The sequence below is a fragment of the Chryseobacterium sp. KCF3-3 genome (assembly GCF_045865955.1).
GTDB lineage: Bacteria > Bacteroidota > Bacteroidia > Flavobacteriales > Weeksellaceae > Chryseobacterium.
The window spans coordinates 3119896-3134476 of the sequence record NZ_AP035792.1; the positions used below are offsets into that span (position 1 = coordinate 3119896).

The following is a 14581-nucleotide window of genomic DNA, read 5'->3' on the forward strand; positions in this document are numbered from 1 at the left end:
GTCTTAAAAGCACTTATTTTATCTTAAATACACTCTTAATAAATCTCATATTCAGATAATCTTCAACCGGGAAAATCCTGGTGAAGTAATTTCCGACATAGATCAGTATCAAGACCACTGCAGGTTTGTAAATAAGATTAAGCAGATTGCTGTTGAAATTGGGAAGAACAATGGCTACTGTAATGGCTAAAGTACAGATAATGGAAACAAAAATCATTTCAATACTCAAAGGGGAAACCTTAAATACGATATAATTGAAAATGATTTTCACCACATTGTAAATGGTCAGTGAAATTGCAGTAGATAGGGCAATTCCGATCAGTTTCAGGTCTGTATTTTTAATGAAATAATAATTCAGTCCGATAGTCAGTCCGGCCAGCAGAAGCATTACCAGAATATTGAATCTGTAATATTTTGAAAGCGAAATAATATTCCCGTTGAATCCTGTGGCCAGATCAATCAATACTGCAGAACCCCAGATCCAGACTACGGGTTCGTATTCTCTGAGCATCGTTCCGTTCTTTGGCATAAATTGCGTCAGATAAGGAAATCCTACCATAATACATGAGAATAAAACAGCTCCAAGGAAGTAGAGTGTTAAAGATGTTTTTTTATGGAACCTGTCTAGTTCCACCATATCTCCGTCTGCCAGAGTTTTGTTGATGATAGGTGCTGAAATATTAAATAATCCAAGCTGTGGAATAGAAATCAATGAGATCAGAGCATACAGAACAGAATAAATTCCAACCTCTTCCATTCCCATAAATTCTCCGATCATAAAGCTGTTGATCGCCAGATAATTCCCAAAAGTTCCCAGGAATCCAAAGAAACTGTAATTGAAAAATTCTTTCCAGAAATTATTCTTTTTAAAATAATCGGTATTGAAATCCAGCTGAATTTTTTCCAGTTTGTTGGTGTAATAAATATACCCCAAAAGCATTAAAAAGAATATTCCAAAAAAGAAAACATATGCAATGGTCTGCGAAGTAGAAGCTGTAATATTCTGTGATAAAGCAAAGAAAAAGAGACAGAAAGCTCCCAGATTCGCTATTTTCGGAAACAGATTGTCGAAAATATTGGAAACCACAATTCTTTTATAATTGGATGTGTATTTATTGAAAATTGCACAGAATGAAAGGATTAAAATCAATGGCAGAATCATTTCCTTGATCTTCCATGCTTCTGAATGCCTGAATTTCGGATAAAAATAAGGAAGGATAAAAAATACAGCCGTGAAAATAACAAAGTTGATAAAAACCGTCAGGAGTGACAGTGACAGCATATTCTGTTTTTTACCGTCTTTTTCTACTTTGTGAAAAAATTTCACATTCGAATAAGAAATACCCAAAACAACAAAAGGAACCAGCATTTCAGCCGTGGGAAGAATGTAGCGTAGCTTTCCGTAAAATTCAAAATCATTCGGAAATATAAATATTGCGGAAACGGTGCCCAGCAAAAAACCAATATAACCGATAATGGAATATTTGAAGCCTTGTCTCGCTACTACACTCATAAGTCGTTTTAAATGTTTTTAGGTATAAAAATAATATTGTTGATGTACTGAGTTTTATTTTTTTCGTCGTTTGTATTTTGTGTTATGATATCTTCTGTAAGATCTTCCAGCGTAAAGCTGTTTCTGTTCAGATATCTGGCATCGTATCCCCAGCTCATCACTTCGGATATTCCATTCCATATAGGAGTTTCATGGTGTCTTTGCTCCATTTCAACCATTAAGGTCGGTTTGAATTGTCTGATGGTTTCTCTTGCTCCGGAAAGAGTTTTTATTTCGTTTCCTTCAACATCTATTTTGATAAAATCAAGTCTGTTGAAATGTTCCAGTGCTGCCCATTCGTCAAGTTTAATAACTTTTACCTGTTCCGTGTAGCTTTTCTCTTCTCCTTTTTCTTTGTAAGAAGTGTTTAAAGTACCACGGGAAGCAATCGTTTTTCCATTAATAATGGGTACTTTGAACTCTGCTATTCTGTTTTCATCCGAAAGAGCCAGAGGGAGAATGTGCATGTCAGAAAACAGTCTTTTCAGTCTTCTGTAAAGCTTTTTATTAGGTTCAAAACCATAAATATGCTCATGCTTCAAGGTGTTTTCCAGCTGATAAAGGAAAGTTCCCACATTGGCACCAATATCAAGTATTACAGCATTTTTAGGAAGGTATTCTTTGATCCATACCAATTCCGGTTCTACATTACGTTCCGAAAAGTTATTTTTATTAAGATTATTTAAAGCTTTAAAATATCTTTTTTTGTAGAAATTCGGGCTTATGTATTGTAGTTTCTCTGCAATTTTTTGGTATAAAGACATCTTTGGCTTTTTGGCGAACAGCAAAGATACGTAAAAATGTAAAACTTTTCTTAAAAAATGTTAATTATAATGGGTTGGTTTTCAGGATGGATTCCTGGAATTTGTTTTTGTAACCTGTTGAATTTTACTATATTTTTGATTTGTCACAGAGACACCTGTATACCCTGAACATTTCTTTAAAACATTCTGTAGAAATAGAAATTCAACCAAAATACACTCAATGATCTGCAAAAAACCGAGTGATCTGTAGTTGAAAAATAAAACTGTCTAAAGAAAAGGGGTATTCAGGAAATCATTGAAAGGTTTCATCAGTTTGAAAACTTTGGTCATGCTTTTCACTGCATTTTTATCCAGGACTTCCTCATCTTTCAGAGAATAGACCACAATAAAATTTTTAAGTTTGAGATATTCTCCCATAGGATCTTCTTTCTCAAAACCCTGAGGTATTTTCTTCAGTTTGTCTTCCTGATCAAGCTCCGGAAAATGTTTTTTGAAATCTTTATTATTGAGAATTTTTAGAAAATCGTCTCCATACAAAGAAATCTCCTTGCGAACATCTTTCAGGACAGAGGATTCCGGCATGTAGATTCCTCCGGCTAAAAAGGACTTTCCTGGTTCCATGTGAAGATAATAACCTCCTTTCTGATTTCCTTTTCCCATGCCCAGAGAAGCTCCGAAATTGGTTTTATAAGGAGATTTGTCCTTGGAAAAACGGGTGTCTCTGTAAATTCTGAATAAGGCTTTTTTACTGTCTATTTTAGCAAGTTCTTCATCAAAACCAGACATCTCTCTGATGAGTTCATCTAAGAATGAAACCACGTTTTGCTGAGACTCTGTGTACAGGTTTTTGTTTTCATTAAACCAATCGCGGTTATTGTTTTTATTTAATTTGTTTAAAAAATCAAATGTTTTGGAGGAAATACTTGCAGACATATTGTGTTAAGTGTTTTTTTATTGTTGAACTTGTTTAAACTTTTATTTTTGAAACATTAAGATTATCTTAAGGTGTTAAGAGTATTAAGATAAGCTTCGCTTTAAGCTTAAAAATCAGAATGATTCATCTTAACTATACTTTATTTCCTAAATCCATTCTTAATGGTTTTAATATATTCAATATTTTTATAAGTCTAAATAACCCCGTTATTAAGTGATATTCAAAACGGTTTCTAAACCCGGAATCTTCGTACCCCGAATCCCGGATCAAAATCTCAAAGCCCCGAATCTCGTACCCCGAACCCCGAATCTCATCAATCAAATGTACAAAAACTATTCATATCTCAATGCCTCGATTGGATCTAGTTTTGAAGCTTTCAATGCTGGGTAATATCCGAAAAATACTCCTGTTACAGCACACACAATGAACGAAACAATAATGGAAGATTCTGTAATAAAAGTTGGCCATGAAAGGAAAAAAGTAACCAGTTCCGAAGAAAGGATGCCTAAAAGTACCCCAAGAATTCCACCGGTAATGCTGATCAGTACTGCTTCAATAAGAAACTGATACAAAATATCTTTTCCTCTTGCTCCGATAGACATTCTCAATCCAATTTCTTTAGTTCGTTCTGTTACAGAAACGTACATAATATTCATGATTCCGATGCCTCCTACAATAAGGGAAATTCCGGCAATAGCAGATAAAAGTACAGTCAGAAGCTGACTGGTAGAACTCATGGTTGAGATAAGCTCTGCCTGAGTTCTCACGCTGAAATCATCATTATTTCCGTCTGCAGGTAGTTTATGCTGTTTTCTCAGAATCTCTGAAACCTGATCGGTGGCCTGTTGTGATGTGTTTTCATTCGAAGAAGCGGCATAAATGGTCTGAACATAGGTTATTCCTAAAAATCTTCTCTGAACGGTATTGAACGGGGCGATTATTACATCATCCTGATCCTGCCCGAAGGCATTAGACCCTTTTGGAGCCAGAATTCCAATCACTTTCATAGGAACTTTATTGAATCTGATGATGCTTCCTACGGCATCTTCACCGTTGGGAAATAAATTATTGTAAACCGTCTGTCCGAGAAGACAAACTTTATTAGATGAAGTGACATCTTTTTTGGTGAAAAGATTGCCTTCTGCAATACTCCAGTCTCTGATGCTGAAATATTCATCATTCACGCCCTGCAGCTGCGTAGGCCAGTTATTCGCTCCGTTGATGGATTGTCCGTTGGTTTGTACTGCAGGGGAGACGTAAGAAACATCAGGAGCTCCTTTTGAAATGGCGTCTGCATCCTGTGGTCTCAAAGTCTGTAATCCGGAAGCTCCGATTCTTGCTCCTCCTGAAACATTCACATTGCTGGACGGACGGATGGTAATCATATTAGAGCCCATCGAAGAAAGCTGGTCGCTGATGCTTTTTTTTGAACCTTCTCCAATGGCGGTCATTGCGATCACTGAAGCCACACCAATAATAATACCTAGCATCGTTAAAAACGCACGAAGCTTATTTCTTAAAAGGGCTTTCCAGGCAATTCTGAAGAGGTTTGAGAGGTTCATTGTAATAAATTTTTAGTTTACTTTATCTGTAATCATCATTTACCGGAAGATTTTCCAATGCTTTTTTGGCTGATTTTATATTGTCATTTTGGATGTCTTTAATCACTTTCCCATCCCGAAGGGTAACCGTTCTGCTGCTGAAAGTGGCAATATCAGGTTCGTGGGTTACAAAAACAATGGTTCGTCCCTGATGGTGAAGATCCTGCATAAGCGCCATAATTTCATAGGAGGTTCTGGTGTCCAGATTTCCTGTGGCTTCATCTGCAAGAATCATCACAGGTTCATTTACCAAAGCTCTGGCTATAGCTACTCTTTGTTGTTGCCCTCCCGACATCTGATTGGGAAGATGGTCAATCCTGCTCTCTAATTTTACTGCTGTCAAAGCATCTATGGCTCTTTTGTGGCGTTCTTCTGTAGATATTTTTGAATTATAAAGAAGAGGAAGTTCCACATTCTCTTTTGCCGTAGTTCTGGGAAGGAGATTGTAAGACTGAAATACAAACCCTATTTTCTGATTTCTGAGAACAGCCAGCTCATCACGATCAAGATTTTTAATATTGACACCATCCAGAATATAGTCTCCTCCTGATGGCTTGTCCAGGCAGCCAATAATATTCAGTAAGGTAGATTTTCCGGAACCACTGCTTCCCATAATGGTAACAAATTCGCCTCTTTCTACTGTAAATGTTACGCCTTTCAGTGCATGAACAACTTCTTCGCCCATCCTGAATTCTCTTTTCAGATCCATGATCTTAAGAATTTTTTCTGCCATGACTTTTTGTTTTAGGTTTGCTGGTTGATTGGTTAGGAGTATAAAATTCTTGTTATCTTGGTCCGCCACCGCCGCCACTGCTGTTTCTGTTGTTTCCACTACCTCTTCTTTGAGGCATGAAAGGACTTTTAGCTTGTCCACCGGAAGATTTTTTTGACAGAACTTTATAGCCAGTGATGATATTGTCGTTTTTATTTAATCCTGAAATAACCTGTATTTCGGTGTCATTATCCATTCCTGTTTTTATCTTTTTACGGGAAATGGTACTGTCTTTTGCGATCACCCATACTGCAGCTTCATTTTTGTTTTCAGTTCCTTTGTTTGGATTTTTCCATTGGCCTTTTTCATGTTTTTTACCATTGGCAAACGGAGCGTTTACTTTGTATTTTTTAATCACCAGACTGTCAGGTCTGAAACTGGTAGCCGCCACAGGAATTTTCATAATGTTGTCTAAAACCTGAGTGTAAATTGTGATATTGGCTGTCATTCCCGGCTTCAGTTTTAAGCTTGAATTATCTGCATTGATGATGGTGGTATAATTCACAACATTTGATGAAACGGTAGGATGAAGACGAACTTCCGATACTTCACCATCAAAAGTCTCATCCGGAAATGCATCTACTGTAAATGTGGCTTTCTGACCTACTTTTACATTTCCGATATCTGCTTCATCTACCGATGCCCGAACTCTCATCTTGGTAAGATCTTTGGCAATACTGAAAAGGGTAGGAGTACTAAAGCTTGAAGCCACTGTCTGTCCTTCGCTTACATTTCTGTTGAGTACCGTTCCGTCAATGGGAGAATAAATATTAGTTAACGACAGATTTTTATTAGCAGTGGAAAGCTGAGCATTCACTGAACCTACCTGTGCTTTTGCGACATTGTACTGATTGGTGGCAACATCATAATCCGCTTTGCTGATAGCACCCACTTTGTACAGTTGAGACTGTCTGTTGATATTGATTTCGTTGTAAGCAAGATTGCTTTTTGCGTTTTGAAGGTTGGCTTTGATTTGCTCCGACTGAAACTGAAGCAGATCCGGATCTAAAGTGGCCAGTAATTGACCTTTTTTTACGGTTGAATTAAAATCAACATAAATATTTTTAATGATTCCCGATACCTGAGTACCTACTGCAACCGTATCTACAGGCTGAATAGTTCCTGTAGCCGTAATGGAATTTGAAATTTCTCCCATTTCAGGCTTCACTGTTTCCAGCTGAATTTTTATTTCTTTTTCCCGAATGAAGAAAAACCAGACTGCACCTATCACAATGATGCCGCCCACAATCCAGTACAACCATTTTTTATTCTTTGTTTTCATAGCTTACTTTAGATTTATAGGGTTACCTGCGTAAAATTCGTAGATCTGTTTATTGAGAATTGCCGTATATTTTGCCTGAAGATAATTCTGAACAGACTGTATATAAAGCAATCGTTGTTGCTGAAGCTGTACATAATCAATGCTTCCGATTTTCATCTGGGCATTCACAATATCATAGCTCTGCTTGCTAATGTCCATTTGTTGGGAGGCAGAATCATATTGTGACAAAGCATTCTGAAAATTGATGTAAGATTGTTCGACCTGCTGATTCAGAATTGTTTTGGTGTTCTGTAAGTCAAGATTGGCCTGTTCAATGGCGATTTTTGATTTTTCAATCTGTGTTTTGTAAATTCTGTTGTTGTAAATCGGAATGCCAAGACTTAATCCGATGGGCATATAAAAATTGTTTCCCAGTTGGTTAAAATAATTTCCGTTTCCGTTGGAATAATTGGTGGAAATGTTTCCAACTAAACTCAAAGTAGGCTGAATAGAGGCCTTCGCCATTTTCAGATTCGTGTTGGAATTTTCTACATTCAATTCACCGTATTTTACTTCCGGGCGTTGATTTTGTGCCAGATTTTGAACATCTTGTAAGGGGTTCAACTGTTCATCAACGATAATGCTGTCAGGTTTTACAATCTGAAAATCATAACCGGAAGGCAGCTGCAGAATTTGTTTTAAGTTAACAGTATTGGTCCGTAGATTATTCTGAGCGGCAACCAGGTTGTATTGATCCTGGGCAACCTGAGACTGGATCTGAAGATAATTTAATTTGGAAAGACTTCCGGCTTTATACAGCTGGTCGCCTTGTTTTAACTGAGTTTGTGTAGTCTTCAGAACATTTTCAAGAGAAACGATGTTTTCCTGGTTCATCAGAATATTGAGATAGGCCTGGGTGATATTGAGTGTTATATTATTTTCGGATTCCTGTACAGACAAATCTGCCATTTGCACCAGAAGATTCTTAGATGCTTCATTGTTTTTAATATAGTTGGCATGATAAAGGGTTATGGAAGAATTGGCTCCGATGCTTTGGGATTGTGCTCCGGTCATGTGAAGTCCGTCACTTCCGTTAAGAGCAAAAAGTCCTTGTGAAACGGTTCCGCTTACGTTGGGATATTTGGCGTCTTTTGCCTGAAGAAGATCCTGTTGGGCAGAATTTTTTGAAAGCCTGAGGGAATTGATGGAAATATTATTTTCTTTGGCGTATTCAATACAATTTTCCAGAGTCCAGGCGGACGGATAATTGGGTGTTTGGGCAAATATTTCAACGACTATGCACGAGAATATCAAAAAGAAAAATTTGCTTTTCATGGCTTTATTTTTGAAAATTCATAAATATCACAGAAAAAATCAATCCAATTTAATAAAAAAAAACAATGTTTAACAACTTTTTAACCTAAGGCTTGTTTTTTTAGATTTAATTTTCCAAAAATTAAAAATATATTAAAGGATTGTGAATTTAAGTTTGGATATTTAAAAATTTATTCAAAAACAAATCAAATATTTATTGTATCTTTGCAAAAATTTTAAAATAGTTAATGAATTTATTTACGGAAACCAATTTAAGTCCTGATATCCTTAAGGCAATTGGCGAACTGGGTTACGAAAGCCCAACAGAAATCCAAAAACAGACTATCCCTTTTATTCTTTCAGATATTCGCGACTTGATCGCACTTGCGCAGACAGGGACAGGCAAAACAGCAGCGTTTTCGCTTCCGATTTTGGATATGATTGACGATACGAGTCGCAAAATCCAATTATTGGTGCTTTGTCCGACACGGGAATTATGTCTTCAGATTTCGAAGGACATAAAGAATTACTCTAAGTATATGAAAGACATCAAGACAACTGCGGTTTATGGTGGAAGTAGTATTGTAGAGCAGATGAGATCTTTGAAGGACAAACCACAAATTATCGTGGGAACTCCGGGAAGAGTAATTGATCTTATCAACAGAAAAGCATTAGACTTTTCTGCGATTCATTGGTTAGTATTAGACGAAGCTGATGAAATGCTTTCTATGGGATTCAAGGATGAATTGGAAACCATTCTAAGCGAAACTCCGGAAACGAAACAAACTTTCTTATTCTCTGCAACGATGAATAAAGAAGTGGAAAGAATTTCCAAAAATTATCTTACAAAGCCACATCGTATTTCAGTAGGTTCTATCAACGAAGTGAAGAAGAACATTACTCACGAATACTATGTTGTAGGATACCGTCAGAAAAAAGAAGCATTGAAGAGACTTATCGATGCAAACCCTAACCAGTACTCCATCATCTTCTGTAGAACGAGAATGGAAACTCAGGAGGTTGCTGATTTCTTAATGCAGAACGGATATGCAGCTGATGCTCTTCATGGTGATCTTTCTCAGGCACAGAGAGATACGGTAATGAAGAAATTCAGATTGAAAAACATTGATATTCTTGTAGCGACAGACGTGGCAGCAAGAGGATTGGATGTAAACTCTTTAACTCACGTTATTCACTTCTCTTTACCAGATGACCCTGAAGTATTCGTTCACAGAAGCGGAAGAACAGGTAGAGCCGGAAAAGATGGTATTTCTATGGCTTTAATCAAGCCTGAAGAAAGCAGAAAGCTAAAACAGATCAAATCTGCAACAAAAATTGAGATCAACGAAAGATTTATCCCTACAGGTGAAGATATTATCAAAGCTCAGGTAGGAGGTGTATTCGAAAAATTATTGACGGAGCACGAAGATCTTTTCGAATTTGATGATAGCTTAATCCCGGATCTGAGCAACTTTACAAAAGAAGAACTGGTACACCAGCTTCTACAGTTCCAGTTGAAAGATCTTGCTTTATACTACAAAGACAAGCACGACCTTGTTGAGCAGAAATTAAGCAACAGAGATGACGACTACTCAAGAAGAGACCGTGGACGTGACAGAGACAGAGATAGAGGAGAGCGTGGAGAGCGTGGAAGAGACAGAGATCGTGGCGGAAAGCCAAGAAGAAGAGATGAAAACATGGTAAGATTCTTCTTCAACCTTGGTAAAAAAGACCACTTGAAGAAACTTGATGTTTTAGATATTATCAACAAAGCTACTGCTGGCGGAAAAAGCAAGAAAAGAGCTGAAATCGGTGATATCGAGATCCTTGAGAAATTCTCTTTCTTCGAAGTTGAAAAATCGTTCAAAGACAATGTTTTGAGCAATATTCAATCGATGAAGTTCAAAGGAAAAGATATGAGAGCTGAAGTAGCAAACTAATCTCTTCTTATACCATACAAAACCGGCATTAATGCCGGTTTTTTTATTTGATAATCAGTAGTTAAGCGAATGTTAACAAAACTTAATGTTATATAGTTTCACGTACAATCCTTTTTTAAGAAATTTGCACACGAATTATAAATACTAAAAAATGGGAATTGGTAATATTTTCCACGCTTTTCAACCAAAAGATAAAATCTTCTTTGTACTTTTCGAAAAAGTAACTGAAAATCTAGTTGCAATGTCAGAAGAATTCAACACAGGAATCAAGGATTTCGATCTTAATGACGATTCAATGTTGAAGAAAATGAGCGACTTTGAACACAAGAATGATGAACTTACTCACGAAATCTTCGTAGAACTAGGAAAGAACTTCATTACACCTTTTGACCGTGAAGACATTCACACACTGGCAACAGGGCTTGATGATATCGCTGATTATATCTACGCATCCACAAAATATATTTTCCTTTACAAATCACCTGAGATGAAGGCTTATTCAGACTTCTCTTTATTGATCCACAAAGCATGTCTTGAAATTCAGAATGCAATGAAAAACCTTAAAGGGTTCAAAAATATGGAACAGGTGAAAGAGGCTTGTATTAAGGTGAACTCTATTGAGAATATTGCTGACGATTTGCTTTCCAACTCAATGGTAGAATTATTTGAAACCAATGATGCCATCAACATTATTAAAGTTTCATCCGTATTAAACTACCTTGAAATTGTAACCGACAAAGCAGAAGATGTTGCCAATACGATTGAGAACATCATGATTAAATACGCCTAATACATAGCAAAAAATGGAATTTCCGATTTTACTTGTAGTTATTATTGCGCTGGCCCTGATCTTCGATTATATCAATGGTTTCCATGATGCAGCCAACTCAATTGCAACTATAGTTTCTACAAAAGTTTTAACTCCATTCCAGGCTGTACTTTGGGCGGCGCTTTGGAACTTTGCAGCTTTCTTTATTGCTGCTTACATTATTGGAGAATTCAAAATTGGTAATACAATTGCCAAAACAGTTAATGAGAATTTTATCACTCTTGAGGTTATATTTTCCGGCCTTATCGCCGCAATTGCATGGAACCTTTTGACATGGTGGTTCGGGATCCCTTCATCATCTTCACATACGCTGATCGGAGGTTTCTTAGGAGCAGCTCTTATGCACGCTTTCATGATGGATTATCATGATGTGGCTGCAGCACAACCCGGACTTGGGATGTGGGATACCATTAAAGAAGCTTTCAGCCAGGTAACCCAACAGGGTGTAGTAAAGTTTGATAAAGTAATTCCTATCTTCCTGTTCATTTTCATGGCACCGATCATAGGGATGATTATCTCGATCATCATTACCCTGATTATCGTACACCTTTATAAAAGATCAAACCCACACAAAGCAGATCAGTCTTTTAAAAGATTACAGTTGGCTTCTTCAGCCTTATTCAGTTTAGGGCACGGTTTGAATGATGCACAGAAAGTAATGGGGATCATTGGTGCAGCAGTAATCTATTATCACGTTAATATGCTTCAGGATGCGCAATATTTGAATATTCCTTCTGCAGAACGTTTTGATTATTTTGCACAGCATTATATCTGGGTTCCTTTGGTTTCTTTCCTTGCTATTGGTTTAGGTACCATGAGCGGTGGTTGGAAGATCATCAAAACAATGGGAACTAAGATTACTAAGGTAACTTCATTAGAAGGAGTAAGTGCAGAAACTGCAGGTGCTATTACCTTATTCATCACAGATCACTTTGGTATTCCTGTATCTACTACACACACGATTACAGGTTCTATCATCGGGGTAGGATTAACGAAAAGAATTTCAGCGGTAAGATGGGGAATCACTGTAAGCTTACTTTGGGCTTGGGTTTTAACCATTCCAATCTCTGCAATAGTAGCTGCAATTACTTATCTTGCGGTAACCTTCCTTTTCTAAAAAACAAATCATACAATTATATAAACTTTGTCCGTTTGGGCAAAGTTTTTTGTTTTATAAAGTAGTAGAGGTTTCCCCATAACTTCACCTACAATTTTTATTTTTCCTGCAAGACCATTTCCGGATTCATATTCTATTGCGTGAATACTTTATTCATCATAGTAAAAAGTGATATTTCTTTTCTCACAGATAGTTTTTACTTCTTTGTAATTTTGAAGTTTTAAACCTTTTGCATCTAAATCTTTTAAATTTTCAATTTCTAAAATATTTGGATGAACATATTTTAACTTAGTATTTGTAATATATATTCTTTCTAATAGTTTTAAATTATTTAAACAATTTGGTAACTCACTAATATTAGTATTTTCAATTGGAAGCATTTTTAATGAATCCAAACTGCAGATTTCATTTGGCAATATAGAAATGGGATTATTTCCAAGTGATAAAATTGTGATTTTTTTTAACTTTTTAATATCAGACGGAAGGTTTGCTAAAAGGTTTTCTTCTAAATTTAGTCTTTTAAGTTTTATCAAATTAAATAATGACATTGGGATATATGATATGCTGTTTCTTGGTAAATCTATTTGTTCAAGATTTTTTAGCTTCCCAATATCATTTGGAATAGTTTTAATTTTTTTTTGGTAGTTACTTACGTACAATATTTTTAATTTATCAAATTTTGTAATCCATTTTGGGATTGAATCTGTTTCTGTTAATACTAATTGTTCTATATTTTTAAAATATAAATAAGTTAAAGAATCTCTTTTATACCATAAACTATCTAATAATAAGATTTTTATCGTATCAGGCATTGCTCTCAAATGTTCTTCTTTTTTATCAAATGGGACATTATTATACTTTTTTTGACAAGAAAAAAATAAAGGTAACAGAAATAGAATGTAAAAAATATTTTTTATCATACATTTAGATTTTTAAATCATCAACAAATATAGCATGGATATAATGATTAGTTGTTAATCTATTAAACTTATCATTTTCTTCCACTGATTGGATTAGAATTCCTGAGTTATGACGACCAACACCGAGGTTTGATAAAGATTCTATCATTTTTGGGGAGTTCTCATCACTTTTATCATTAATGGAGACTATTTCTTTATTTAAAATTTTCATTATTCCATCCTCTGTCATATCTATTACTTTAAATCCTAAATTCCGAACTTTTAGACCATCACTATAACTGTTTTCTTCAAGAAATTTAATAACGCCTCCCTTACCTTTGTTTAAACTATTTTGCAAATCCCTTTTCCATAAATCTCTTAACTCTTCATACATTTCATTAAGATATTTTTCAACCTCCATTGTTACAAAAGGCGGAATAATAGACGGTGGCGGAATCTTGTGGTCTGCAGCTCCTCTTAATAAAGCAGCCATATCTGATAAAACCCCAAAAAGACCTGCAATCTCTCCAACAGTTTTTATTTTTCCTGCAAGACCTTTTCCGGATTCATATTCTATTGCGTTAATTCCTTTGGGCACATTGGCGGATGTTTCAGTTCCTACATTTACGGCTCTTTTTATTTCCTTCTCAAACCTGTTGTCAATATCCGATACATCATAATAATAGTACTCAGAAGTTGCCCCTTTTCTTATAGTACTGAAGAAATTTTTCTTCTCCAGATTTCTTATGGCAATATTATATGCTTTCTTTTCAAAAGCGGTAAGTTCTTTATTACCAGCAGTTCCATAAGGTTTTGATAAAGTATTCACTTTATTGGCATACAGTCCGTTTTTAATGGCTGAAACATACCATGGACTTCCATTTTCGGCAGAATATATTGCAGGTAAGAGATGCTTATTTGAAGCATGAACGAAAATAATAGGTTCCACCACCGATTTAGGCTTCACTTTCAGGTAATTCCAGTTTTCCCAGGGCAGTTCTGCTATTTCGATAAAATTATTTTCATCAATATATTTACATCTGAAATAAAGTTCTAAATCCCTCCCTTCATCATTGGCCATCATTTTTATCAGTGCATCTTCGCTCAAAAGTAAAGATATTACTATTTCAGAATTTGCATCCATTTTCCAGTCTGTCAGTACTTCATTGTTTTCAGGATCGGTACTTACCATATTTATTTTTTCGTAACCTTTGGTATTTTTGTAGCCTGTTAATTCCTTATTTGCTAAACTTAGAATATAGAGCAGAAAATCAAACTCATCCCATTCCCGTAATTCAAGGTTCACTTTTTTTCCTTCGGGAGACTTAATGTTTTTCATTTTCAAATGAAACTGAACCTTATCACCTAACCGGGCTTCTTTGATTTCCTTGCCTTCTTCATCGGTCCACCAACCTTTTTCAAAATAAGTGTATGAGGATGGGGCTTCCTTTGGCTCTCCGAAATTGGTTTCTCCATCTGCTGTGAAGTGGCTTCCTTGTCCGGCATACGCCGAAAACTCATCCGTGTAAACGGTCCAGGTCTCACATTCTATGCTATGAGTACCACCTACTATTCTTGTAATTTTTCCGCCTGCCATG

The 14581-nt window shown here is 36.0% G+C and carries 12 protein-coding genes; 3 read left to right on the plus strand and 9 right to left on the minus strand.

Annotated elements, in window-relative coordinates; genetic code table 11:
• Positions 1 to 13: 13 nt before the first annotated feature.
• The 7 genes from ACKTTZ_RS14095 to ACKTTZ_RS14125 all read right to left on the minus strand — a co-directional run bounded on the left by ACKTTZ_RS14095 (position 14) and on the right by ACKTTZ_RS14125 (position 8219).
• The gene (locus ACKTTZ_RS14095) at positions 14 to 1513 is read right to left on the minus strand and encodes a lipopolysaccharide biosynthesis protein (RefSeq protein WP_407845854.1); all 1500 of its coding nucleotides are present in this window, start codon (positions 1511 to 1513) and stop codon (positions 14 to 16) included.
• Between the two features lie 8 nt (positions 1514 to 1521).
• Positions 1522 to 2316, minus strand: coding sequence for an FkbM family methyltransferase (locus tag ACKTTZ_RS14100; RefSeq protein WP_253317298.1), 795 nt, complete (start codon positions 2314 to 2316; stop codon positions 1522 to 1524).
• Between the two features lie 267 nt (positions 2317 to 2583).
• A complete protein-coding gene (locus tag ACKTTZ_RS14105; RefSeq protein ID WP_034700214.1) occupies positions 2584 to 3249 on the minus strand; it encodes a DUF2461 domain-containing protein in 666 nt (221 codons plus the stop codon).
• A gap of 333 nt (positions 3250 to 3582) precedes the next feature.
• Positions 3583 to 4812, minus strand: coding sequence for an ABC transporter permease (locus tag ACKTTZ_RS14110; protein WP_407845855.1), 1230 nt, complete (start codon positions 4810 to 4812; stop codon positions 3583 to 3585).
• 22 nt (positions 4813 to 4834) lie between these two features.
• Positions 4835 to 5584, minus strand: a complete 750-nt coding sequence (locus tag ACKTTZ_RS14115; protein ID WP_407845856.1) for an ABC transporter ATP-binding protein — start codon at positions 5582 to 5584, stop codon at positions 4835 to 4837.
• 52 nt (positions 5585 to 5636) lie between these two features.
• Positions 5637 to 6905 (minus strand): efflux RND transporter periplasmic adaptor subunit, encoded by a 1269-nt coding sequence (locus ACKTTZ_RS14120; RefSeq protein WP_407845857.1) that lies wholly within the window; start codon positions 6903 to 6905, stop codon positions 5637 to 5639.
• A gap of 3 nt (positions 6906 to 6908) precedes the next feature.
• The gene (locus ACKTTZ_RS14125; RefSeq protein WP_407845858.1) at positions 6909 to 8219 is read right to left on the minus strand and encodes a TolC family protein; all 1311 of its coding nucleotides are present in this window, start codon (positions 8217 to 8219) and stop codon (positions 6909 to 6911) included.
• A gap of 227 nt (positions 8220 to 8446) precedes the next feature.
• Here ACKTTZ_RS14125 and ACKTTZ_RS14130 point away from each other — a divergent pair, with 227 nt between their 5' ends.
• From ACKTTZ_RS14130 to ACKTTZ_RS14140, 3 genes are all read left to right on the plus strand, one after another.
• The gene (locus ACKTTZ_RS14130) at positions 8447 to 10138 is read left to right on the plus strand and encodes a DEAD/DEAH box helicase (RefSeq protein ID WP_407845859.1); all 1692 of its coding nucleotides are present in this window, start codon (positions 8447 to 8449) and stop codon (positions 10136 to 10138) included.
• Between the two features lie 151 nt (positions 10139 to 10289).
• Complete coding sequence (locus ACKTTZ_RS14135; protein WP_027374906.1) at positions 10290 to 10928, plus strand: DUF47 domain-containing protein; 639 nt, start codon at positions 10290 to 10292, stop codon at positions 10926 to 10928.
• A 13-nt stretch (positions 10929 to 10941) separates the two neighbouring features.
• Complete coding sequence (locus tag ACKTTZ_RS14140) at positions 10942 to 12084, plus strand: inorganic phosphate transporter (protein WP_034700227.1); 1143 nt, start codon at positions 10942 to 10944, stop codon at positions 12082 to 12084.
• A 149-nt stretch (positions 12085 to 12233) separates the two neighbouring features.
• On the opposite strand, the gene ACKTTZ_RS14145 is transcribed toward ACKTTZ_RS14140, so the two are convergent.
• Together ACKTTZ_RS14145 and ACKTTZ_RS14150 are read right to left on the minus strand one after the other, a co-directional pair.
• Entirely contained in the window at positions 12234 to 13004 is a 771-nt protein-coding gene (locus ACKTTZ_RS14145; protein ID WP_407845860.1) for a leucine-rich repeat domain-containing protein, read from the minus strand.
• Positions 13005 to 13008: 4 nt separating this feature from the next.
• A complete protein-coding gene (locus tag ACKTTZ_RS14150; protein WP_407845861.1) occupies positions 13009 to 14580 on the minus strand; it encodes a hypothetical protein in 1572 nt (523 codons plus the stop codon).
• Position 14581 lies beyond the last annotated feature (1 nt).